General features: G+C 68.7%; 20 protein-coding genes. 10 read left to right on the top strand and 10 right to left on the bottom strand.

Translation table 11 applies throughout. From position 1 onward, the window contains the following. Window positions 1–129: 129 nt before the first annotated feature. A complete protein-coding gene (locus AC07UK_RS20235; protein WP_436222758.1) occupies window positions 130–1,278 on the bottom strand; it encodes a metallophosphoesterase in 1,149 nt (382 codons plus the stop codon). A gap of 349 nt (window positions 1,279–1,627) precedes the next feature. Between AC07UK_RS20235 and AC07UK_RS20230 the strand changes: the two genes are divergently transcribed. The 4 genes from AC07UK_RS20230 to AC07UK_RS20215 all read left to right on the top strand — a co-directional run bounded on the left by AC07UK_RS20230 (window position 1,628) and on the right by AC07UK_RS20215 (window position 10,079). Next, entirely contained in the window at window positions 1,628–4,024 is a 2,397-nt protein-coding gene (locus AC07UK_RS20230; protein WP_494687802.1) for a carbohydrate-binding family V/XII, read from the top strand. Between the two features lie 219 nt (window positions 4,025–4,243). Beyond that, a complete protein-coding gene (locus AC07UK_RS20225; RefSeq protein ID WP_494687803.1) occupies window positions 4,244–5,479 on the top strand; it encodes an efflux RND transporter periplasmic adaptor subunit in 1,236 nt (411 codons plus the stop codon). Beyond that, window positions 5,476–8,634, top strand: a complete 3,159-nt coding sequence (locus tag AC07UK_RS20220; protein WP_494687804.1) for an efflux RND transporter permease subunit — start codon at window positions 5,476–5,478, stop codon at window positions 8,632–8,634. The genes AC07UK_RS20225 and AC07UK_RS20220 overlap by 4 nt, the downstream gene beginning before the upstream one ends. After that, complete coding sequence (locus AC07UK_RS20215) at window positions 8,631–10,079, top strand: efflux transporter outer membrane subunit (RefSeq protein WP_494687805.1); 1,449 nt, start codon at window positions 8,631–8,633, stop codon at window positions 10,077–10,079. The genes AC07UK_RS20220 and AC07UK_RS20215 overlap by 4 nt, the downstream gene beginning before the upstream one ends. 34 nt (window positions 10,080–10,113) lie before the next feature. Here AC07UK_RS20215 and AC07UK_RS20210 read toward each other — a convergent pair whose 3' ends face one another. The 3 genes from AC07UK_RS20210 to AC07UK_RS20200 form a co-directional block, all read right to left on the bottom strand. Continuing rightward, complete coding sequence (locus tag AC07UK_RS20210) at window positions 10,114–11,472, bottom strand: MATE family efflux transporter (RefSeq protein WP_494687806.1); 1,359 nt, start codon at window positions 11,470–11,472, stop codon at window positions 10,114–10,116. Continuing rightward, a complete protein-coding gene (locus AC07UK_RS20205; protein WP_494687807.1) occupies window positions 11,465–11,980 on the bottom strand; it encodes a winged helix-turn-helix transcriptional regulator in 516 nt (171 codons plus the stop codon). Before AC07UK_RS20205 ends, AC07UK_RS20210 begins: the two co-directional genes overlap by 8 nt. A gap of 137 nt (window positions 11,981–12,117) precedes the next feature. Further along, complete coding sequence (locus AC07UK_RS20200; protein ID WP_494687808.1) at window positions 12,118–13,032, bottom strand: LysR family transcriptional regulator; 915 nt, start codon at window positions 13,030–13,032, stop codon at window positions 12,118–12,120. Between the two features lie 127 nt (window positions 13,033–13,159). On the opposite strand from AC07UK_RS20200, the gene AC07UK_RS20195 reads away from it, so the two are divergent. The 3 genes from AC07UK_RS20195 (at window position 13,160) to AC07UK_RS20185 (ending at window position 16,635) form a co-directional block, all read left to right on the top strand. Beyond that, window positions 13,160–14,653, top strand: a complete 1,494-nt coding sequence (locus AC07UK_RS20195) for an acyl-CoA synthetase (RefSeq protein ID WP_494687809.1) — start codon at window positions 13,160–13,162, stop codon at window positions 14,651–14,653. A 52-nt stretch (window positions 14,654–14,705) separates the two neighbouring features. Continuing rightward, complete coding sequence (locus AC07UK_RS20190) at window positions 14,706–15,704, top strand: Bug family tripartite tricarboxylate transporter substrate binding protein (RefSeq protein WP_436222749.1); 999 nt, start codon at window positions 14,706–14,708, stop codon at window positions 15,702–15,704. Between the two features lie 154 nt (window positions 15,705–15,858). Further along, the gene (locus AC07UK_RS20185) at window positions 15,859–16,635 is read left to right on the top strand and encodes a hypothetical protein (protein WP_494687810.1); all 777 of its coding nucleotides are present in this window, start codon (window positions 15,859–15,861) and stop codon (window positions 16,633–16,635) included. A gap of 40 nt (window positions 16,636–16,675) precedes the next feature. Here AC07UK_RS20185 and dapB read toward each other — a convergent pair whose 3' ends face one another. After that, a complete protein-coding gene (gene dapB / locus AC07UK_RS20180) occupies window positions 16,676–17,485 on the bottom strand; it encodes a 4-hydroxy-tetrahydrodipicolinate reductase (protein WP_013958141.1) in 810 nt (269 codons plus the stop codon). 44 nt (window positions 17,486–17,529) lie between these two features. After that, a complete protein-coding gene (locus tag AC07UK_RS20175) occupies window positions 17,530–17,979 on the bottom strand; it encodes an Lrp/AsnC family transcriptional regulator (protein ID WP_010809873.1) in 450 nt (149 codons plus the stop codon). 128 nt (window positions 17,980–18,107) lie between these two features. Between AC07UK_RS20175 and AC07UK_RS20170 the strand changes: the two genes are divergently transcribed. The 3 genes from AC07UK_RS20170 to AC07UK_RS20160 all read left to right on the top strand — a co-directional run bounded on the left by AC07UK_RS20170 (window position 18,108) and on the right by AC07UK_RS20160 (window position 21,139). Further along, entirely contained in the window at window positions 18,108–19,289 is a 1,182-nt protein-coding gene (locus AC07UK_RS20170) for a saccharopine dehydrogenase family protein (RefSeq protein WP_013958140.1), read from the top strand. Then, a complete protein-coding gene (amaB, locus tag AC07UK_RS20165) occupies window positions 19,286–20,803 on the top strand; it encodes an L-piperidine-6-carboxylate dehydrogenase (protein ID WP_494687811.1) in 1,518 nt (505 codons plus the stop codon). The genes AC07UK_RS20170 and amaB overlap by 4 nt, the downstream gene beginning before the upstream one ends. A gap of 141 nt (window positions 20,804–20,944) precedes the next feature. Continuing rightward, entirely contained in the window at window positions 20,945–21,139 is a 195-nt protein-coding gene (locus AC07UK_RS20160; RefSeq protein ID WP_013958138.1) for a hypothetical protein, read from the top strand. 69 nt (window positions 21,140–21,208) lie between these two features. On the opposite strand, the gene AC07UK_RS20155 is transcribed toward AC07UK_RS20160, so the two are convergent. The 4 genes from AC07UK_RS20155 to AC07UK_RS20140 all read right to left on the bottom strand — a co-directional run bounded on the left by AC07UK_RS20155 (window position 21,209) and on the right by AC07UK_RS20140 (window position 23,640). Further along, window positions 21,209–21,832, bottom strand: coding sequence for a UbiX family flavin prenyltransferase (locus tag AC07UK_RS20155; RefSeq protein ID WP_494687812.1), 624 nt, complete (start codon window positions 21,830–21,832; stop codon window positions 21,209–21,211). 8 nt (window positions 21,833–21,840) lie between these two features. Next, complete coding sequence (gene grxD, locus AC07UK_RS20150; protein WP_041228169.1) at window positions 21,841–22,152, bottom strand: Grx4 family monothiol glutaredoxin; 312 nt, start codon at window positions 22,150–22,152, stop codon at window positions 21,841–21,843. Between the two features lie 120 nt (window positions 22,153–22,272). After that, on the bottom strand, window positions 22,273–23,166 hold the full coding sequence (prmC, locus tag AC07UK_RS20145) for a peptide chain release factor N(5)-glutamine methyltransferase (RefSeq protein WP_494687813.1): 894 nt from the start codon (window positions 23,164–23,166) through the stop codon (window positions 22,273–22,275). Window positions 23,167–23,310: 144 nt separating this feature from the next. Beyond that, window positions 23,311–23,640: a hypothetical protein gene (locus tag AC07UK_RS20140; RefSeq protein WP_436222745.1), complete on the bottom strand. Its 330-nt coding sequence runs from the start codon at window positions 23,638–23,640 to the stop codon at window positions 23,311–23,313. Window positions 23,641–23,646 lie beyond the last annotated feature (6 nt).

Here is a 23,646-nt window from a genome sequence, read left to right as displayed (position 1 = left end):
AAAGGCCCCGAGCGGCGCCGGCGGTGAGCAGACAGCATTCGTGCCATGAGCAAAAGCCCCGACTCAAATGAGCGGGGCTTTTTGCTGCGCAATCCCTGCGACTATTCTTCGGCCTTCTACGGCAATCTCCTAGCCCGCTTTCACCAGCCTAACCCGCGTAATTTCCGACGGCGCTCCAAACCGCTTCGGCGGCCCCCAATACCCGGTGCCACGGCTGATATAGATCCACAGCGAGCCATGCCGAACCAGTCCGGCGGTGTACGGCTGCTGCATCGGCACGAACAGGTTCCACGGCCAGAACTGGCCGCCGTGGGTATGGCCGGACAACTGCAGGTCGAAACCGGCTTCCGCCGCGGCGGAAGCGGTGCGTGGCTGGTGCGCCAGCAGCACGCGCGCCCCGGCGTGTGCCGGGGCGCCGGCGATGGCGCGGTGCGGGTCGCTGCGGTGGCTTTCGTGGAAGCGGCCGGCGGAGTAGTCGGTCACGCCGCCGAGTACCAGCGCGTCGCCGTCGTGCTGCAGCACCACGTGTTCGTTCATCAGCACGCGCACGCCCAGCCGGCGCAGCTCATTGATCCACGGTTCCGCGCCGGAGTAGTACTCATGGTTGCCGGTGACGAAGTAGGTGCCGTGGCGCGCCTGCAGCCGGGCCAGCGGCGCGGTGTGGGCGGACAGTTCGCGCACGGTGCCGTCGACCAGGTCGCCGGTGATGGCGACGGCGTCGGCCTGCAGGCTGTTGACGCGGTCGACGATGCGGTCGAGGTAGGGCCGCTTGATGGTGGGCCCGACATGGATGTCACTGATCTGGGCGATGGTGAAACCATGCAGGGCGTCAGGCAGGCCGGCCACGGGCACGTCGACTTCGACCACGCGCGCCAGCCGGCGGGCATTGATATAGCCGGCCAGCGTGACCAGCAGCGCCAGCAGCGGCACTGCCGCGGCACTGCCCGCGGACAGGCCGGGCGCGTGCCAGCCGAGGAGCCGTTCCGCCAGCCAGGCGGCGGCCAGTGCCACGTCGCGTACCAGCGTCAGCACCAGCAGGGATGAGAAGAATCCCATTGCCAGCATGCCGATCCAGGAAACCAGGTCCGACCAGGGCTGGCTGACGCGCCGCGCCAGCAGCCCGGCCGGCAGCAGGGCGCAGGACAGGGCCAGCCAGGCGACGGCCAATGCCTTGACCGCCATCGGCACCGGCATCGCCGGCAGCAGGCGCAGCCCGATATAGCCGTGCAGCAGGGCTGTCACGAGGGCGGCGGTCAGGATGGTGGTGCGTGGAGGCATGGGGGCGGGGCCAGGGGGGAGTCTTTGAAGATGAGGCCGCGGGGGGCGGCTTCAAGGGGCGATGGGGTGGCATTAGGCCAAGCAAGATGCACACCCGCCGCGCCTGCGCGCGTCGCAACGGCGCATTGCGGCTTGACATGGCGGCCCGCCGCCCCGACTCCTTTCTTGTACGAAGGCCGCTGTCGAGGCCGGCTGATCTGTCTTTTTTCTGGCAGATCCTGAATGTTTTCGAATCAGATTGTTCGCCTTTGCGGCCTAATTTAGATTCGCGGGATGGGCCGCCTGTTGTGCAGCATCGTGCCCGCGGTGCCGGCCCGACGGCGCAGGCGGCTTCCTCCCGGAGAAACCCATGTCTTTTCGCCTGAAGCAGACCAGCGCCCTGATCGCCGCGGCGTGGCTTGCATTCGCCCCGCTCAGCCCGCAGGCCGCCACGCCGCCCACGCCAACCGCGGCTGCCCTGGGCTGGCCGCGCAATTTTGACGCCGCCACCGATCATGTGGAGCTGTACCAGCCCCAGATCGAGACCTGGGACGGCAACCGGCTGTCCGGGCGCGCGGCGGTGGCGGTGGGCGAGAAGTCGGGTTCGCCGACCTACGGCGTGGTGCATTTCTCGGCCACCGGCGATATCGACAAGCCTTCCGGGCTGGTGCAGCTGACCCGGATCACGGTGGACAGCGTTGAAGTCCCGACCCGGCCCGACGCCGCCGACCGGGTGCGCCAGGCGCTGGTGTCGCGCCTGCCGGCCAACGGGCTGACGGTGCCGCTGGACCAGCTGCAGGCCAGCTACGCGGTATCGCAGCAACTGGCCAGGGCTGGCCGCGTGGCGGTGCGCAATGATGTGCCCCAGATCCTTTTTTCCACCACGCCGACGCTGCTGGTGCTGGTCGACGGCGACCCGGCCTGGCGCGCCGTGCCGGCCACGCAGTACGAACGGGCGCTGAACAGCCGCGCCCTGCTGCTGCGCGAATCCGGTGGCGAGCTGCACCTGAAGGCGGCCGGCTACTGGTATCGCTCCGAATCGGCCGGCGGCGCCTGGGAAGTGATGACAACGGTGCCCAAGGCGCTGGAGAGCGCGGCCACCAAGGCGGCGGCCGGCATGAAGCCCGATACGATGCTGCCGGCCGACGGCAAGCGGCCGGCCAGGGCGCCGGCGATCCTCTTTGCCACGCAGCCGACCGAGCTGGTCATGACCAGCGGCGCGCCACAGATGACGCCGGTCAGCGGCGTCGGCCTGCTGACCATGTCCAATGCCGACCATGCGGTCTTTGTCGATCCGGCCGCCAACCAGTATTACGTGCTGGTCTCGGGCCGCTGGTTCCGCGCGCCGATGCTGACCGGGCCGTGGGAGTACGTGCCCGGCAGCCAGCTGCCGGCGGATTTCGCCAAAATCCCGGCGACCGACCCCAAGGCCAATGTGCTGGTCTCGGTGCCCGGCACGCCGCAGGCACGCGAGGCTGAGATCGCCGCGGCCATCCCGCAGACCGCCACGGTGTCGCGCAGCAAGGCCAGCCTGGCAGTGGCGTATGACGGCGCGCCGCGCTTCACGCCGATCACCGGCACTTCGCTCAGCTACGCGGTCAACAGCGGCACCCCGGTGATCGAGGTCGACAGCAGCCACTACTACGCGGTCGCCAACGGCGTCTGGTTCACGGCGCCGGCGCCGTCCGGCCCGTGGCATGTGGCCACCGAGGTGCCGTCGGCGATCTACACCATCCCGCCGACTTCGCCGGTCTACTACGTGACCTACGTGCGCATCTACTCGGTCACGCCGGAGACCGTGGTGGTGGGCTACACCCCTGGCTATATGGGCGTGGTGGTCAGCGCCGACGGCACGGTCGTGTACGGCACCGGCTATGTCTATCCGCCCTATGTGGGCGCGGTCTACTACGGCTACCCGGCCACCTATGGCTACGGCGCCGGCTTTGGCCTCGGCATGGCCGAGGGCTTTGCCTTCGGCTTCGCCGCGGGCGCGTTCTGGGGGGCGGCGTCGCCGTACTGGGGCCCTTATTGGTGGGGCGGGGCGTACAACTGGAACTACGTCAACGTCAACCAGGCCAATTTCTACGGCCGCTGGGGCCAGGGCACCGTGACCCACGCCCAGGGCTGGAACGCCTGGACCGGCACCGAATGGCGCGGCACCGCCGGCGCCGGCTATAACCCGGCCACCGGGGCGCGCTACCAGGGCAGCCGCGGTGCGGCGTTCAATCCCTATTCCGGCAACTATGCGGCGGGCCGCCAGGGCTCGTTCGCCAATCCATCGACCGGGCGCGAGGGCGCGGCGCGCGGCGGCGCGGCCGGCAACACCTACACCGGCAACTATGCCGCCGGCCGCCAGGCGGCGGGCTACAACGCGCAGACCGGCCGCGTCGGCGCGGCCGAGGCGGGCATTGCCGGGAATACTCAGACCGGCCAGCACACCGCCGGCAGCCGTGGCTTTGTCGCCAATCCGGACAAGAACAATGCGGTGGTGTGGAACAACGGCAACGTGTATGCCGGCCACGACGGCTCGGTGTACCAGCACACCGACGACGGCTGGCAGAAGCACACCCCCAGTGGCTGGCAGCCGGTGCAGGCCAGCAACGACGCCACCGCACGCCTGGAGCAGCAGCGCCAGGCGCGCGAGGTAGGCCAGCAGCGCTTCCAGGGCACGGCCCAGCAGTGGCAGGGGCGCGGCGGTGGTGGCGGCTTTGGCGGCCGTGCCGGTGGTTTCCGCGGGGGCGGCTTCCATGGCGGCTTCCGCCGCTGAGCCTGGGCCCTTGCAGCCCGTGCAGGCAACTGCGCGGGTGCGGTCGAAAGCAAGTCGAAAGCAGTAAAGACGCCTACAAAAGAATTGAATTGGCGCCTGCAGGGCCGAGCCTTACCCTGCCGGTAAAGAGGCGAGTGCGGCCACCGGTCCGGCGCGACGGAAGGTCGCCGGCGTGCGCGCGCGGTAATCGCGTGCATAACCATGGCGGGAGAGGGATCCGTGAACACTGCATTCCATTGGCGCGGCGCGCTCTGGCTGGTCTGCGCGATGACGCTGGCCGCCTGCGGCAAGGACAAACCGGCGCCCAGTGCACCGCCCGCGGCCGAGGTCGGCACGATGACGGTGACGCTGCGCGATGTGCCGATCGTCTATGACTTCGTCGGCCAGACCCAGAGCTCGCAGCAGGTAGAGATCCGCGCGCGCGTCAATGGCTTCCTGGACCGGCGCGTCTATACCGAGGGCGCGGTGGTCAAGGCCGGCGAGACCATGTTCCTGATGGATCCCAAGCCGTTCGCTGCGGCGCTGGATGCGGCCAATGCCGAAATGGCGCAGCAGGTGGCGCGGCTCAAGACCGCCAATGCCGACCTGGCGCGGGTGCGCCCGCTGGCCGAGCGCAACGCGCTGAGCCAGCGCGACCTGGACGACGCCGTTGGCAAGCAGCAGGCCGCCGCGGCCGCGGTCGAGGGGGCCCGGGCCAATGTCACCAATGCCAGGCTGAACCTGGGCTATACCACGATCAAGTCACCGGTCACCGGCGTGTCGAGCTTTGCCAAGAAGCAGGCCGGCAGCTATATCGATCCGTCGAACAGCCTGCTGACCTACGTGGCCAAGCTCGACCCGATGTGGGTCAACTTCAGCCTGTCCGAGAACGAGGTGCTGTCGTCACGCTCGGAGCAGGAGTCCGGCGCGCTCAAGTTCCCGCCCAAGGGCGCCTTTGACGTGGTGATCGTGATGGCCGATGGCAGCCAGTTCCCGCATCACGGCAAGATCACCTTTGCCGATGCCTCGTTCAGTGCCGAGACCGGCACCTACATGATCCGCGCCGAGGTTGCCAACCCTGACGGCACGCTGCGCCCCGGCCAGTTCGTGCGCGTGAAGCTGCATGGCGCCGAGCGCACCAAGGCCGTGGCGGTGCCGCAGGAAGCCGTCATCCAGGGCCCGCGCGGGCAGATGGTGTGGGTGGTCGGCGCGGACAACAAGGCCCAGCAGCGCGTGGTCGACGTGGGCCAGTGGACCGGTGACAACTGGGTGATCCGCTCCGGGCTGAAGGCCGGCGAGCGCGTGGTCGTCAGCGGCGGGCTGCGGCTGACGCCCGACGCGCCGGTCAAGGCCGTCGAGGCTGTGCCCGGACAGAAGCCCCCGGCAGGTGCGGCCGCCGCCAGCGCGCCAGGTGCGCCAGGCGCGTCATCGCCCGCCCAGGCCAAGGGCACGCAGAGCTCAGGGAGCAAGCCATGAAGCTTGCCCACTTCTTTATCGACCGGCCCATCTTTGCGTCGGTTCTGTCGATCATTATCGTGGTGGGTGGCCTGGTCGCGCTGACCAAACTGCCGATTGCCCAGTTCCCGGACGTCACGCCGCCGTCGATCACGGTGACGACGCGATACCCGGGAGCCAGCGCGGAAGTGGTCGCGCAGAACGTCGCGGCGCCGATCGAGCAGCAGGTCAACGGCGCGGACCGGATGATGTATATGAACTCGACGAGTTCCTCGACGGGTGACCTGACTCTGACGGTGTATTTCGAGATCGGGACTGATCCGCAACTGGCGCAGGTAGACGTGCAGAACCGCGTCAACCTGGCGCTGCCGACCCTGCCTGAAGCGGTCACGGCCCAGGGCGTTTCCGTGCAGAAGCGCTCGTCCGCGTTCATGATGGTGATCGCCATCTTTTCGCCGGACAACAGCTACGACCAGACCTTTGTCGGCAACTACGCCAACATCTATGTGCTGGATGCGCTCAAGCGCATTCCCGGCGCCAACCAGTCGGCGATCTTCGGCAATCCGGACTACGCCATGCGGATCTGGCTGCGGCCGGACCGGATGGCGTCGCTGGGCATTACCACGGAAGACGTCAAGAACGCTGTCAGCGCGCAGAACCAGCAGTTCTCGGCCGGCCGTATCGGACAATCGCCGACCACGGGCACGGTCCTGCAGACATTCCCGATCGCGACCAAGGGCCAGATGACCGAGCCCGCCGAGTTCGAGAACATGATCCTGCGCGCGCAGTCGGGCGACGCCGCGCTGGTACGGCTCAAGGACATCGGCAGGGCAGAGCTAGGCATCAAGGACTATTCGCTGCGCAGCCGCTACAAGGGCAAGACCGCCACGCTGCTGGCGGTCTACCAGCAGCCGGGCGCCAATGCGCTGGACGTGGCCAAGCAGGTGCGAAGCACGCTGGCGGAACTGAAGAAGTCGTTCCCGCCGGGGCTGGAATATGAGGTCGCGCTCGACACCACCGAGTTTGTGAACGAGTCGATCAACGAGGTGGTGCACACGCTGCGCGATGCGGTGATCCTCGTGATCCTGGTCGTCTATCTGTTCCTGCAGAGCCTGCGCGCGACGATCGTGCCGATCCTTGCCGTGCCGGTGTCGATCATCGGCGCCTTCGTCGGCATGAGCATGTTCGGCTTCTCGGTCAACATGCTGACCTTGTTCGGGATGGTGCTGGCCATCGGCATTGTGGTTGACGACGCGATCGTGGTGATCGAGAACGTCGAGCGCAACATGGTGGAGTTCAAGCTGCCCCCGAAGGAGGCGGCCAAGCGTGCCATGGACGAGGTGAGCGGCCCCGTGGTTGCGATCGTGCTGGTGCTGCTGGCGGTATTCATCCCGGTGGCGTTCCTGTCCGGCATTACCGGCCAGCTCTACAAGCAGTTTGCCGTCACCATCGCGGTGTCGGTGGTGCTGTCCGGGGTGGTGGCACTGACATTGTCCCCGGCGCTTGCGGCAATCCTGCTCAAGCCCGGCGAGCACAAGAAGAACCGCTTCTTCCAGTGGTTCAACAATTCGTTCGATCGCATGATCCAGGGGTATGACAAGTCGCTGCAGCTCGTGATCAGGCGGACGGTGATCTCCATCGTCATCATCCTTGTCATGATCGGGGTGAGCGTGCTGATGTTCGTGCGGATACCGTCGTCGTTCCTGCCGGTGGAGGACCAGGGCTATCTGTTCGGTGCCGTGGTGATGCCGGATGCGGCCAGCCTGGACCGCACCGGCAACCTCTCCTCCCGTGCCGAGGCCTGGTACGCCAAGCAGCCCGGCGTCAGCTCGGTGGCGTCCGTGGACGGGTACAGCCTGATCGATTCGCAGAACAAGGCCAATGCTTCCACCTTGTTCATCACGCTGAAGGGCTTCCATGACCGCAAGGAAGGCGAGAGCGCGGCGGACCTGATCGCCAAGGCGAAGAAGGAGTTTGCGAGCTACCAGGACGGTGTGACCATTCCGATCAACCCGCCCTCGATCCCGGGCCTGGGAACGACCGGTGGTTTTGAGTTCTGGCTCCAGAGCACGGCGGACGGCACCTACCAGCAACTGGAGGAGCGGGTGCATGCCTTTATCGCCAAGGCCCGGCAGCGGCCAGAGCTGACCGGGATCAATTCCACCATCAACACGCGCTCGCGCCAGTTGCTGGTGGAGGTGGATCGCGAACGCTCCGAAACCCAGGGCGTGCCCGTCGAGCAGGTCTATTCCGCGCTGCAGACCATGTTCGGTTCGCTCTTCGTCAGCCAGTTCCCGAAGAACAGCCGGCTGTTCCAGGTGATCCTGCAGGCCGAGGCCGACTACCGCTCGCGTCCGGAGGATCTCGACAAGGTCTACGTGCGCAACCGCAACGGCGAAATGGTGCCGATCAAGGCGGTGACGACATCCCGCTATGTCCCGGGCGCCGATATCGTGACCCGCTTCAACAATTTCCCGGCCGCCAAGATCATGGGCGATGCCGCGCCGGGCTACAGCTCTGGCCAGGCGCTTGCGGCCATGGAGGACGTGGCGCGGGAAGTGCTTGGCCAGGGCTACAGTTTTGCCTGGAGCGGACAGGCGTACGAGGAGAAGACCGCCGGATCGACGGCAGCGATGGTCTTTGCCTTTGCCTTGCTGATGGTGTTCCTGATCCTCGCGGCGCAGTACGAAAAATGGTCGCTGCCGTTCGGTGTCCTGCTGGCGGTACCGTTCGCGCTGTTCGGTGCACTGGTTGCCATCCTGTTGCGCGGCATGCAGAACGACGTCTACTTCCAGATCGGGCTGACGGTGCTGATTGCGCTGGCGGCGAAGAATGCCATCCTGATCTTCGAGTTCGCGGTGGAAATCCGGCACAAGGAAGGCCTCAGTGCCTACGATGCCGCCTTGCATGCGGCCAAGCTGCGCCTGCGCCCGATCATCATGACCTCGCTCGCCTTTATCCTCGGCTGCGTGCCGCTGGCGATCGCAAGCGGCGCGTCGGCGGCCAGCCGGCAGTCGCTGGGCACCGGCGTGATCGGCGGGATGCTCGGCGCCACGGTCATTGCGCTGTTCTTCATTCCGATGTTCTTCTGGGGGCTGGAGGTGATGTCCGAGCGCAAGCCGAAGCCCAAGGCCGGGGCCGCGCCCACCACGCCACCGGCCGGAGAACCGTCATGAGCGCGCGCCACCGGCTGGCCGGCGCCTGCCTGGCCGCGGCGCTGGGCGGCTGCGCCATCGGCCCCAACTACGAGCGCCCGGCCACGCCCGAGCCGGCCGAGTACCGCATCGATACCGGCGTGCTGTCCGTTGCCGCGGACAGCGCCTGGTGGGACAGCTTCGACGACCCGGTGCTGAACACGCTGGTCGAGACCGCGCTGCGCAACAGCTACGACGTGCGCATTGCCGCGGCCCGCATCGATGAGTTCCGCGGCCAGCTGATGGTGGTGCGCTCGGGATTCTTCCCCCAGGTGAACCTGTCGGCGGCGGCCACGCGCCAGCGCGCCGGCACCTTCAACGGCACGCCGTTCGCGTCGCTCGATGGCCCGCGCAATTCCTACCAGCTGCTCGCCAATGCCAGCTGGGAGATCGACCTGTGGGGCCGCATCCGGCGCCAGGCGGAGTCCGCCGAGGCCAGCCTGTGGAACGCCGAGTACGCGCGCCGTGGCGTGGTGCTGTCACTGGCGGCATCGGTGGTGCAGGGCTACGCCACGCTGCGCGGGCTGGACGCGCAGCTGGAGATCGCGCAGCAGACGCTGAAGGCGCGCGGGGCTGGGCTGGATATCTTCCGGCAGCGCTATGAGGGCGGGGTCATCTCGCAGGTCGAGCTGTCGCAGGCAGAGAACGACTTCTACGTGACCGAGGCGACGATCCCGGTGCTGCGCAGCGGCATCGCGCAGACCGAGAACGCGCTGTCGGTGCTGCTGGGCCGCGAGCCCGGGCCGATCGAGCGCGGCAAACCGGTCAATGAACTGCAGCCGCCGCCGGTGGGTGCGGACCTGCCAGCCGCGCTGCTGTCGCGCCGGCCGGACGTGCTGCAGGCCGAGCAGTCCGCCATTGCCGCCAACGCGCAACTGGGCGCGGCACAGGCTCTCTACCTGCCGGCCGTCAACCTGAGTGGCCTGTTCGGCGCCATCGCCAGTTCGCCGGCGGGGCTGTGGCATAGCGCCTCGCAGGTGTGGGGTTTCGGCGCGGGCCTGACCCAGCCGATCTTCCAGGGCGGCGCCATCCGCGGCCAGGTGCAGACCGCCTCGGCGCAGCGCGAGCAGGCCATGCTGGCCTACCAGGGCACCGTGCTGTCGGCCTTGGCCGACGTCAACAGTGCATTGTCCAACGGCATCGAGACGCGCAACCGGCTGGTGAGCCTGCGCCAGCAGGAGAAGAGCCTGGTGGTCTATGCCGACCAGTCGAGCGCGCGCTACGAAGGCGGTTACTCCAGCTACCTGGAGGTGACCACGGCGCAGGAGAAGCTGTTCGCCGCGCAGCTTTCAGCGGTGCAAGGACAGGTGGATGTGCTGACCAGCACCGCGGCGCTGTACAAGTCGCTCGGCGGCGGCTGGCCGTCGGTGCCGCAGGATGTGCGCGACGCGGGGATGCAGGGGGATGCGAAGGTGTTGAGGCGGTAGCAGGGGCGACCGGCGCCTGCCAGCCGCATCGCACTTACCGCGCCGACCATTCCCCTTGCCGCACCCCCAGTGCCGTGACCACGCCATAGGCCGTAATTCCCAGCGCCACCCCCAGGAAGTGGCCGTCCAGCCCCATCCCGAACACGTTCGCCAGCAGCCAGCCGCCGCCCACCGCCAGCGCGATCCGGCACAGCCCCGCGGCCACCGGCCAGCGCATGCGGCCCGCGCCCATCGAGGCAAAGTACAGCGCCATGCCCAGGCCGAAGCCGCCGAAGGCCGGCCCTACCCATGACAGGGCGCGCGCGGCGATGGCGATCACTTCGGCGTCGTTGGTGAACAGGCTGGCAAAGCGTACCGGCGCCAGGCCCACGGCAATGCCGGCGGTGCCGGCGATGACCAGCGCCAGGAACGCGCCGACCCATGCCGTGCGGCGCGCGGTATGCCAGTCGCCGGCGCCCACGGCGCGGCCGACCAGCGCGGTCAGCGCCGAGCCCACGCCAAAGGCCAGCGGGATCATCAGGAATTCCAGCCGCGCCGAGATGCCATAGGCCGCCACCGCCGCGGTGCCGTGGTGGCGCAGCTGCGCGGTGACCAGGATGGTGGTCAGGTTGGCCACCGAGGCCAGCGCGCACGCCACCAGGCCCACCGACAGGATGCGCGCGAACAGCTCCCACGACGGCCGCACCCGCAACACCGGCACGAAGCCCGCGCCGCCGCGCGCCACCACGATCGCCATGGCCAGCGCCGCGGCCCACGACACCGCCGCCAGCGCGGCGCCGATGCCGGCCAGCCCCATGCCGGCAGGCTCGGCCAGCAGCCACGACAGCACCGGGAAGGCGATCCACATCAGCGCCAGCACCCGTGCGGCCAGCGCATGGCGGCCGCCGCCGCGCAGCACCGAGGCCAGCGTATTGGCCAGCCACGCCGGAATGGCGCCGGCACCGAACAGCCAGATCGCATAGTTGGCAGCGGCCTCCGCCGCCGTGGCGCCGGCCACCGCGCCCAGCACGCCGCGCGGGAAGCCCGCCAGCACCACCGCAAAGGCCAGCCCCGCGGTCACTGCGATCAGCAGCGCGTGCATCACCAGCGATGACGCTTCCTCGCGCTTGTTGGCGCCGAGCGCGCGGGCGATGGCCGCGACCACGCCGCCGCCCATCGCTCCGGCCGACATCTGCTGCAGCAGCAGCGCAAACGGCAGCACCACCGCCCAGCCGGCCAGCGCCGCCGTGCCCTGGCGCGCGGCCAGCCAGGTTTCGATCAACTGGGCCGCGGCCTGCAGCACGGCGATCAGCGCGGTCGGTCCGGCCAGCCTGCCGATGCGGCGCGCAATTTCAGTGGCCGGTAGCGCCTCGGCGGGCAGGGCGCCCGCAGGCAATGCGCGCGTGTCACTCATGGCGGGCCTCCCCTTGCTCGCCAGCGGTATCGGCCTCGCCAAAGCGCTGCCGCAGGGAGCGGCCGGCGCCCGGGCCGGGCAAGACGCGCACGTCGTCCAGCGTGATCGCGCTGCCGTCGGCTCGCGCCAGCGCCGACTCGGCAATCTCGGCGCCGGTGCGGCGGTCCTGCAGCAGCGTCAGCGGACCCTTTTCATCGGTCATCCAGCGGTCGGCCCAGGCCTTGAGCGCGACATAGGCCGGGAAGAAGTCGCGGCCCTTGTCGGTCAGCTGGTAGACGTGGCGAGCGCCGCCATCGGGCGTGACGCGGGCCAGCAGCCCGTGCGCCACCAGCGTCTTCAGGCGCGCGCTGAGGATGTTGGGGGCGATGCCAAGGTTGCGTTCGAACTCGTCGAAGCGCGTGCTGCCATAGAAGGCCTCGCGCAGCACAAGGATGGCCCAGCGTTCGCCCAGCACGGCCATGGAGCGGGCCACGGGGCAGGGCATCGAGGTGAAATCGGTAGGGGGCATGGTCTGTGCCGTTCTGGTCCTGTCGGCTTGCTTGCAAAGTGCAAGTTTTCCGGAGCATAGCTTGCAAAACGAAAGTTTGCAGGGCGGGCTGCGACCCTGGGTCCGGAAAGTGTTCGTTCACCGGCCAGCGGTGCCGGCTACGCCACCGCGTCGCGGAACACCTCAAGCTTGTCCAGTTCCTCGCGCAGGAACCCGATCAGCGCGCGGGTGGCCATCGACGGGTGCAGGTTGGGCGTGGTGATGATGAAGAGCTTGTTGCCCAGCCCCTCCGGGCGCCAGTCGGGCAGCACCGGCACCAGCCGGCCGGCGCGCACTTCGTCCCAGCCGATGTAGACCGGCAGCATGCCGATCCCGTGGCCCTCGCGCACGGCGCGCGCCAGGAACAGCAAGTTTTCGGACTGCAGCTTTGGCGTCAGCGCCACATCCACGCGCTGGCCGTCGCGGTAGAGCGACAGCGGGAACTGCCGCGGCGGGTACGGCGGGCACAGGAAGTCGCAGCCGGTCAGGTCGGGCGGCACTTGTACCGGCGGGATGCCTGCGAGGTATTCCGGCGATGCATACAGTTGCCAGCGGATGTCGCAGATTTCACGCGCCACATGATCCAGCGGCGGCGCCGAGGTGACCTTCAGCGCGACATCGATCTCGGCCGCGATCAGGTCGTTGACGCGGTTGGCGAAGAACACGCGCAGCGTGATGCCGGGGTGCTTCTGCGCAAACTGCAGCAGCAGCGGCGCGATATAGGCATCGCCCAGCCCGGTAGGCACGCTCACGCGCACATGGCCGCGCAGGGTCCGGCCCAGACTGTCGATCTCGGCCTGCGCCGAGGCCACTTCCTGCAGGATGCGCACGCCGTGCTGGTACAGCGCATGGCCGGGCCCGGTCAGTTCCAGCCGGCGCGTGGTCCGGCGCAGCAGCTGGGCGCCGGCCTGGTGCTCCAGCTCACGCAGCTGGCGGCTGACCTGTGAGCGCGTAACGCCGCGGCGCCGGCCGGCTTCGGCCAGGTTGCCCGCATCGACGATGTCGACGAAGGCCTGGATCAGGTTGAGGTCCATCGGGGATTGCCTGCAGGATTGTCGCGTCTGGTGCAACATTGTGATTCCGATGCGCGTGATTGTCGATCCACGGCTACCTCGATACAGTGGTCGGCTGACAGAATGGATCGCATACAGGAGACAACGGATGGCCACGGACCTCTGGTTTGAAGACATGCACCGCAGCGGCGAAGAACTGCTGGCGCGCGGCGCCCGCCTGGCCGGTGGCCTGCGCGCGCTGGGCGTGCAGGAGGGCGACGTGGTCGCCGTGCTGCTGCGCAACGATCCGGCCTATGCCGACGTGGTCCATGCCTGCCGCACCGCGGGCTGCTACTACTGCCCGATCAACTGGCACTTCACTGCCGAGGAGGTGCGCTTCCTGCTGACCGACAGCGGCGCCAGGGTGCTGCTGGTGCAGGCCGACCTGCTGCCCGCCGTGCGCGACGCCGTGCCGGCCGGCATGACGGTGCTGTCGGTGGGCGGCCCCGCGCAAGGCGCCATCGACTATGAAAGCTGGCTGGCGCAGCAGCCGGCCTACGACGGCCCGCGCGTGGCGCCGCGCGGCCATATGGCCTACACCTCCGGCACCACCGGCCGGCCCAAGGGTGTGGTGCGCCAGGCGCTGCCGCTGGACCGGCTGGAGGAGCAGCTCGCGCGCATGCGCTCGGTGGTACGGCAGACCTACGGTATCGAGCCGGGCTGCCGCACGCTGATGTCGGCGCCGCTGTACCACAGCGCGCCGGGCTCGTTTATCCAGAACGCGCTGCAGATGGCCGAACGCCTGGTGCTCACGCCGCGCTTTGACGCCGAACAGGTGCTGGCGCTGGTGGAGAAGCACCGCATCGACGTGCTCTACCTGGTGCCGATCATGTACGTGCGCCTGCTCAAGCTCCCGCCCGAGGTGCGTGCCAAGTACGACCTGTCGTCGATCCGCTTCGTCGCCTCCACCGGCTCGCCGTGCTCGCCCGACGTGAAGCGCGCGATGCTGGAATGGCTGGGCCCGGTCATCCATGAGACCTACGCCTCCAGCGAAGCCGGCATGATCACCGTGGCCACGCCGGCCGATGCCGCCGCGCGCCCGGGGACCGCAGGCAAGCCGGTCGATGACGCGCAGCTGCGCATCCTCGACGAGAACGGCCGCCAGTGCGCGCCGGGCGAGATCGGCCTGGTCTACGTGCGCCAGCCGGCTTACCCCGACTTCAGCTACCGCAACAACGACGCCGCGCGCGCCGCTATCGACCGCGACGGGCTGGTGACGCTGGGCGACATGGGCTATGTCGATGCCGACGGCTACCTGTTTATCTGCGACCGCGCCTCGGACATGGTGATCTCCGGCGGCGTGAACATCTACCCGGCCGAGATCGAGCACGAGCTGGTGCGCTACCCCGGCGTGGCCGACTGCGTGGTGTTCGGCATCCCCGACGACGAATACGGCGAGCGCCTGCTGGGCATGGTGCAGCCGATGCCGGGCGTGGAGATCCGCGAGGCCGAGGTGATCGACTGGCTGCGCCAGCGGCTGTCGGGCTTCAAGGTGCCGCGCAGCATCGTGATCGACGCGCAGCTGCCGCGCGATGAAACCGGCAAGCTCGCCAAGCGCCGGCTGCGTGATCGATACTGGGAAGGCCGCCAGCGCCGCGTCTGAGCGCCTGCCCGGCCTGCATGGATCACGACCGATAACAACAGGAGGAGACGCGATGCAGAACCAACCGAGCGGACGGCGCGCCTGGCTCGCCGCGATGGCAGCCGGCGCGGGGTGCGCGCTGGCCATGTGGGGCGGGGCCGCGCAGGCCGCCTATCCCGATCGCCCGATCAAGCTTGTGGTGCCCTACACGCCCGGCGGCTCGACCGACCAGTTCGGCCGCGCGCTGGCCGACGGCATGTCGCGCCAGCTGGGCCAGACCGTTGTTGTGGAAAACCGCCCCGGCGCTGCCACCATGATCGGCACCACCAGCGTGGCGCGTGCGCCCGCAGACGGCTACACCATGGTGCTGGCCACCAACGGCAGCATGGTGCTCAACCCGATGCTGTACAAGAAGATCAACTACGATCCGCCCAAGGACTTCAGGATCTTCAGCATCGGCGCCGAGGTGCCGCTGGTGGTGGTGACCAACAGCAAGGTGCCGGCCAGCAATATCCGCGAGTTCGCGGCCTACGCCAAGGCCGCGGGTGGCAAGCTCAACTATGGCTCGGTCGGCCTGGGCAACGCGCTCCAGCTGGCCACCGAAATGCTCAAGACCGAGCTGGGCATCAGCGTCACCCACGTGCCCTACAACGGCAGCGCCCCGGCGCTGTCGGCGCTGCTGGCCAACGACGTGCAGCTGATGGTGGATGTGGTCAGCACCTCGCTGCCGCATATCAAGGCAGGCAAGCTCAAGGCCCTGGCGGTCACCGGCCGCACCCGGCTGGACGTACTGCCCAACGTGCCGACCGTGGCGGAAAGCGGCTATCCCAACTTCCAGGCCGCCACCTGGTTCGGCCTGGCCGTGCCCGCGCAGACGCCGCCCGACGCGGTGGCCAGGCTGCAGGCCGCCGCTGCCCACGTACTGAAGGACGCGCAGTTCCGTTCCACCTTCAGCGCGCTGGGACTGGTCGTGCAGGCCCCGCGCACGCAGGCCGAGATCGACCGCTATATCGAAGCCGACCGCGAGCACTGGGGCAAGGTCATCAAGGCCAATAACATTTCGTTGGACTGACTGGAAGTGCCGGAGCCGCCAGGGCCATGGGGTAAGCTACTGCTCGCCCCTGGCCCGGCAGGCCGGCGGTGACTTTCCCATCACCGCCCGCGCCAATCAGGAACAACCCGGCCGGGGCGGGCTCCAACCCGGAGCCGTTCATCAGGAGTCCGATTTGAAATTCCCCGTTGCCGGGCTGGCGCTTGCCGGCCTGCTGGGCGCCGCCGCCGGCGCCATTGCCGCCCCTGCTTCCGCGCCTGCCGCCAAGCCAGCCCCCGCACCGGCCAAGGCCCAGGCCCAGGCCCAGGCCCAGGCCCAGGCCCAGGCCCAGGCCCAGGCCCAGGCCGAGAACAGCGCGCTGTCGCCGCTGCTGGCCATGCTGGAAATCGGCAACCCGCTGCCGGCCTTGCCGGATTGCGCCGACAAGCGCACGCCCGATGGCCGCGATGTCACCGGATTCTGTGTCGAACTGAAGGGCGATGGCCTGATGCGCCAGGTCGGCGTGCCGCGCGCGCAGCGCCCGTCCTTCATGGACGGCCCCTTTGTGCTGGCCTTTGTCGACCGCAACGCGCTGGTCGGCCTGGTGGTGCCGACCGCCGGCGCCAACTCGCAGCAGGCCGCGGCAGACAGCGTCAGCGCGCTGTACGGCAAGCCGTTCCGGCAGGAGCAGGTCGACATGCCCGACAAGGCTGGCAAGAGCGTCAAGACGCTGCACGCCGGCTGGATGCACAAGCCGCTGACGGTTGAGCTCTACGCCATGCCGGAAGACCCCAACACCGGCACCATCGAAATGCTGCTGCCGCAGGCGCGCGTGCTGATGGCGGACAAGGATGCCGAGGTGGACAAGCAGCTCAATCCGGCCTCGGCGCCCGCGGCCAAGGGCGGCAAGGCAGCCGCCGCCAAGCCTGCGCCGAAGCCAGCCGCAAAGCCGGAGAAGCCTGGCAGCTGGTAACACTCCACAGCAGGCGGCCTGCCCGCCTGCTGACCTGGCCTCAGAGCCCTTCCATCACCTTGTCCAGCCCCCGCACCACGCCGCGCACGGTGTGGACCTTGCGGATCGCCAGCAGCGCGCCGGCGACATAGGGCGTGGAGCCGTCGCCGGCCTCGTGCTTCAGGTGCAGGCGCTGGCCGTCGGCGCCGAAGATCACTTCCACGCCAAGCTGGTAGCCCGGCAGCCGCACCGCGTGCACCTGCGTGCCCGACATGGTGGCGCCACGGGTTTCCTTCGGGCCGTTGACCTGGTCGACCGGCACCGCCTGCGCGGCGGCCTTGACCTGGCCGAGCCGGTAGGCCAGCTCGCGCACGGTGCCAGAGGGCACATCGATCTTGCCGGCCTTGGCGTAGTCGATGATCTCCCAGTGCTCCAGGTGGCGCGCGGCCATCTCGGCAAACTTCTGCAGCAGCACCACGGTGATGGCGAAATTGCCGCAGGCGAGCACGCCGCGGTCGGCCTGGCGCGCGGCCGCGTCGATCTCCGCATAGTCCTCGTCGGTCAGCCCCGAGGTGCCCACCACCACGTGCGCGCCATGCGCCAGCGCCTGCAGGATGTTGTGCTTGGCGATGCCCGGCTTGGTGTATTCGACATAGACGTCGTAGGGCGTTGCCCCCAGGGTCTCGATGCTGGCGGCCGCCACGCCCGGCGTATCGGCATGGCCGGTCAGCTGCGCCAGAGGCTGCCCGGCGGCGCCGCGCGACAGGCCGGCGACCAGGGTCATGTCGGCCGCATGGGCCACGCCGCGCGCCAGTTCGCCGCCGGCCCAGCCGGTCACGCCGCCAACGGCGACACGGATCGGATTGTTCATCTTTTTGCTCCGCAAACGCTTGATCGGGTTGGCAGCATACCGCGTCAGCCGGCGGCGCGCCGGCGGTCGAGCTTGCGCGCCAGCACGATCGAGGTGGTGGTGTGGTTGACGCCGTCGAGCATGCCGATCTCGTCGAGCAGCCGGTCCAGGCGGTCGTGCGTGTCGCAGCGGATCGCCACCAGGTAGTCGACCGGGCCGCTGACGGAATTGACCTCTTCGATCTCGGGCAGGCGCTGCAGCGCGCGCAGGATGGCGGGCGCGGCCTTGGGCTGCACTGACAGGCCGCAGTAGGCCAGGATGGCGTTGTCTTCCATGCGCTGCCCCAGCCGCACGCCGTAGCCGGCAATCACCCCGCTGCGCTCCAGCCGCGCGATGCGCGCGACCACGGTGGTGCGGGCGATACCCAGGTGCCGGGCGAGGTTGGCGGCGCTTTCGCGGGCATTGGCCTGCAGCAGCGACAGCAGGTGCCGGTCGGTGGTGTCGAGCTCGGTCATTGCGTCGGGATGGTTCGTCGTTTCGTTCGATTATGGCGGGTTTTCGTCGTTCTTGTGGCTTCATTGTGTCGCGCGGGCTATCCATACTCCAGTCAACAGGACAACCTATTCTTGTGGACGGAGACACCATGCAAGCCTCGAACCTGGGCCGGCAGGCCCCGCGCGACCTGCCCAAGGCGACCCGCCCGCTGCACGTGGTGGTGCTGGGTGCGGGCAAGATCGGGCGCACCATTGCCAGCATGCTGCATGACACTGGCGACTACCGCGTCAGCGTGGTCGACCATGATGCACGCCGCCTCGACGGCCTGCCGCGGGGCGTGCTGGCGCGTGCCGGCGACCCCACCGAGCCCGGCACCTGCGCCGCGCTGCTGGCCGGCGCCGATGCCGTGCTCAACGCGCTGCCCTTCCACGCCGCCATCAGCGTGGCTTCGGTGGCGGCGCGCCTGGGCGTGCATTACTTCGACCTGACCGAGGATGTGGCCGCGACCCAGGCCATCCGCCAGCTGGCGCAAAGCGCGCGCTCGGTGCTGATGCCTCAGTGCGGGCTGGCGCCGGGCTTTATCGGCGTGGTCGGGCATGACCTGGCGCAGCGCTTCCTGCGCGGCGGGGGGGAACTGCTGGACCTGCAGATGCGGGTCGGCGCGCTGCCGCGCTACCCCAGCAATGCGCTCAAGTACAACCTGACCTGGAGTACCGAGGGACTGATCAACGAGTACTGCAACCCGTGCGAGGCCATCGTCGACGGCCGCCGCGTGGAACTGACGGCGCTGGAGGGGCTGGAAAGCTTTGCGCTGGACGGCATCGAGTACGAAGCCTTTAATACATCTGGCGGCCTGGGCACGCTGCCCGAGACGCTGGCCGGCCGCGCGCGCCATGTCGACTACAAATCCATCCGCTATCCCGGCCATTGCGCGCTGATGAAACTGCTGCTCAACGACCTGCGCCTGCGCGAACGCCGCGAATGGCTGCGCGATATCTTCGACCGCGCCATCCCGGTGACCGACCAGGACGTGGTGATCGTGTTCGCCACCGCCACCGGCTACCCCGCCGGGGGCGAACGCGGGCGCGGGCCGCTGACGCAGGCTTCGTTCTCGGCGCGCATCGGCGGGGTGGATGGCAAGGGTGGCCATGTCAACGCCATCCAGCTGACCACCGCCGCGGGCATCTGCACCGCGCTGGACATGGTGGCCACCGGCGCGCTGCCGCAATCCGGCTTCGTGCGGCAGGAGTCGATGCCGCTGGATGCCTTCCTTGCCAATCGCTTCGGCCGCCATTACACGCAGCATCCGCTCCAGGAGACCGTCATATGAAAGCGCAAGAGTTCGCTGCCTGCTGGGATTCGCTGGGCCTGCCGCGGCCGTGGCGGGAGGGCGCGCCGGCCGGTACCGTGACGGTCCGCTCGCCGGTCGATGGCGAGGCCATCGGCCATGTCCCGGCCTGCACGCCGGCGCAGGCGGATGCGCTGATCGCCCGCGCTCACGCGGCGCAGACCACCTGGGCGCTGCTGCCCGCGCCCGCGCGCGGCGAGATCGTGCGGCGCTTCGGCGAGGTGCTGCGCGAACACAAGCCGGCGCTGGGCCGGCTGGTCTCGCTGGAGTCCGGCAAGATCCTGCAGGAAGGCCTGGGCGAGGTGCAGGAGATGATCGACATCTGCGACTTCGCGGTCGGGCTGTCGCGCCAGCTGCACGGGCTGACCATTGCCTCCGAGCGCCCGCAGCATGCGATGCGCGAGACCTGGCATCCGTATGGGCTGTGCGGCGTGATCTCGGCCTTCAACTTCCCGGTGGCGGTGTGGGCGTGGAATGCGGCGCTCGCGCTGGTGTGCGGCAACGGCGTGATCTGGAAACCCTCGGAAAAAGTCACCCTGTGCGCGCTGGCCGCGCATGGCCTGCTGGAGCGCGTGCTGGCGGCCGCGGCGCCGCAGCACACCGGCATCTCGGCGGTGCTGCCGGGCGGGCGCATGCTGGGCACCCACCTGGTGTCGCACACGGCGGTGCGGCTGGTCAGCGCCACCGGCTCGACCCGCATGGGCCGCGAGGTCGGCATTGCCTGCGCGGGGCACTTCAAGCGCAGCATCCTGGAGCTGGGCGGCAACAATGCCGCCATCGTCGCGCCTTCGGCCGACATCGAGCTGGCGGTGCGGGCCATCACCTTTGCCGCGGCCGGCACGGCGGGCCAGCGTTGCACCACGCTGCGCCGCTGCTTTATCCACGCCGACCTGATGGACACCATGGCGAGCCGGCTGATCACGGTGTTCGACCGCCTGCCCGTCGGCGACCCGCTCGCCGACGGCACCCTGGTCGGCCCGCTGATCGACACCGCCGCGGGCGATGCCATGGCCAATGCGCTGGCCGCCTGCCGCGCGCAGGGCAATATCGTCACCGGCGGCGAACGGTTGCTGGCTGACCGCTACCCGCATGCCTATTACGTGCGGCCCGCGCTGGTGATGACCGACGCCCAGCATGACACCATGCTGACCGAGACCTTCGCGCCGATCCTGTACCTGATGCCGTACACCACGCTGGACGAGGCCATCGCGCTGAACAATGCCGCGGCGCACGGGCTATCGTCGTGCATCTTCACGGAATCGATGCGCGAGGCCGAGCGCTTCCTGTCCTCGGCAGGCAGCGACTGCGGCATCGCCAACGTCAACATCGGCACCAGCGGCGCGGAGATCGGCGGCGCCTTCGGTGGGGAAAAGGCGACGGGCGGGGGCCGCGAGTCGGGATCGGATGCTTGGAAGGGCTATATGCGCCGCGCCACCAACACCATCAACTATGGCGATTCGCTGCCGCTGGCGCAGGGGATACGGTTCGAGATCTGACGGCATCTCTGGATGTGTTACAAGGCGCGTAGGGAACGGTAACAAGCCTTACACGCCTTTGACGCCGTATTACGGTTTCTGCCCGTATAACGTCAGCAGGGCAGGCACATGCCCGTTCCGACCCAAGGACAAATCATGAGAATGCTGACGATTGGACTGGCTGCCGCAGCGGCATCCGTCACCCTGCTGGGCGGCTGCGCCGTCTATCCCACTCCCGCCGGCCCCGCGGTCGGCCCTGCGCCGGTGTACGTGGCCCCGGCGCCGGTAGTGGTGGCACCGCGACCGTACTATTACGGTGGCTATGGCTACTACGGCCGGGGATACCGCCACTGGTAAAGGCAGCCGTTGGCAGGATGATGCAGGAGGATGCCGGCGCGTAGAGAGAGGCTGCGCGCCGGTGGCATTTCAGTTGCCGGCGGCGTCGCCAGCCCGGCTATTCAGCCCGCCCCAGCTGGGCGCGAGCGTCTGGCCGATCTCCGGCAAATCCACCAGGTCGAGCACGCGCCCGACCGTATGGTCGACCAGTTCGGCAATGCTCTGTGGCTTCTGGTAGAAACCCGGCACCGGCGGGAACACGATCCCGCCCATTTCCGTCACCGCCGTCATATTGCGCAGGTGCGCAAGGTTCAGCGGCGTTTCCCGCACCATCAGCACCAGCTTGCGCCGCTCCTTGAGCGTGACGTCGGCGGCGCGCGTGATCAGGTTGTCGGACAGGCCGTGCGCAATCGCCGCCAGCGTGCGCATGGAACAGGGGGCCACCACCATCGCCTGTGCGCGGAACGAGCCGCTGGCGATGGTCGCACCGATGTCGCGCACGTTATGCACGACGCTGGCCAGCGCCTCCACCTCGGCACGGCTGATGTCCAGCTCGTGCTGCAGGTTCATCACGCCAGCCGGCGAAATCAGCAGATGGGCTTCCACCGAAGGCGCCGCGCGCAGCACCTGCAGCAGGCGCACCCCGTAGATGGCGCCGGTGGCGCCCGTGATGGCGACGATCAGCCGTTTGGGTGTGCCGCCAGTCACGGACATAGAGGAACTCAGCCCTTCAGCAGGGTTTGCAGTTCGCCGTTCTGGTACATCTCCATCATGATGTCCGAGCCGCCGATGAACTCGCCGTTCACATAGAGCTGCGGGATGGTCGGCCAGTTGGCGTATTCCTTGATGCCCTGGCGCACGCCTTCGTCATCCAGAACGTTGACCGTGGTGGGCGCGTCCACGCCGCAGGCCTTCAGGATCTGAATGGCGCGGCCCGAGAAGCCGCACATCGGGAATTGCGCGGTGCCCTTCATGAACAGGACTACCGGGTTGCCCTTGACGATCTGATCGATCTTTTGCTGCACGTCGCTCATGGTTTGCTTTTCAGTGGGGCGATGCCGTGTCGCGGGCGCCGCCTGGGGGGAATGGGACACCACGCGGCCTGGCCGGTGGCGGGGATCTGACGACGATTTTACCGGAATCGCCGCCGGGCTTCAGTGAGCGGCAGTGATGCCGCCGGGCTGAGCGCCTGGCCAGCGCCCGCCGGTGCAGCGTTCCAGGCCGGCCAGGTCGCGGGCGGTGAAGACCCCGGTGAAACCGGCGTCCTCCAGCAGCTGGCGGGTGGCCTGCGCCTGGTCGTAGCCATGCTCCATCAGCAGCCAGCCGCCAGGCAGCAGCCGGCCGCCGGCACCGGCGACGATGACCCGCAGGTCGGACAGGCCGTCGTCGTGGTCGGTCAGCGCGTCGATCGGTTCGAAGCGCAGGTCGCCTTCGGCCAAGTGCGGGTCGCCCTCGGCAATATAGGGCGGATTACTGACGATCAGGTGAAAGCGCAGGCCCGCCGGCAGCGCCGCGTACCAGTCAGATACCAGGAAGTGGATGCGGTCGGCGCCGAGCGCGCTGGCGTTGTCCTGCGCCACCATCAGCGCGCCGGGCGAAATGTCGGTGGCCCAGACTTGCGCATCGCGGCGCTCGCGCGCCAGCGTCACTGCCAGGACGCCCGATCCCGTGCCCAGGTCCAGCACGATCGGCTGCGGCACCTCGGCCAGCCGCGCCAGCGAGGCTTCGGCGGCGACCTCGGTATCGGGCCGCGGGATCAGCACGTCAGGCGTGACCCGGAACTTGCGGCCGAAGAATTCGCGCTCGCCGATCAGGTAGGCCATCGGCTCGCCCGCCAGCCGCCGCGCCAGCAGCGTGGCAAAGGCGTCGCGCTGGGCGATGGTGAGGGTGTCGGTGTCACGCGTGATCAGCTGGGTGCGGCTCAGGCCGGTGACATGCGTCAGCAGCATGCGCACTTCCAGGGCAGGCAGCCCGGCCATGGCGGCGAGGGTCTGGGCTTCGCGCAGCGTGGGGGTCGCCGGCAGCGCGGCAGAGTTTGGGGAAGACATCGAAAGGGAGGGGACGGTTCTTTTGCCGGCTACAAAAAACCCCACCGGCGCAAAGGCCTGGCGGGGCTTTGGGGCGGGACTTCCAGCTTGGCGCCAGTGTACCGCTCATCGACAGCGGGCGGCGCAATGCCCCCGCCGGGACGATTACTTATTGACGGCGTCCTTGGCCTTATCAGCACCGGCGTTGACGGCGTCCTTGGCGGCCTGCTTGGCGTCTGCCATGGCGCTGCCGGCTTCTGCCTTGGCCTTGTCGGCGGCGGCCGAGACGTCGGCTGCGGCACCGCTGGCGGCGGCCTTGGCGGCGTCAGCGGCGTTGCTGGCGGCAGCGGCGGCATCGCTCGCGGCGGCCTTGGCGGATTCAGCGGCGCTTTGCATAGCGCTCTCGGCGTTCGAGGCGGCAGGCGGGGCTTCTTCCTTCTTGCTGCAAGCGGCCATGGCCGCGGTGATCATCAACAGCGCGAGCAGTTTTTTCATGATTTC

It is taken from the genome of Cupriavidus sp. GW821-FHT07C08 (genome assembly GCF_059419025.1).
The sequence above is the reverse complement of the archived record's forward strand: the minus strand, read 5'-3'. Positions and strand labels throughout refer to the sequence as shown.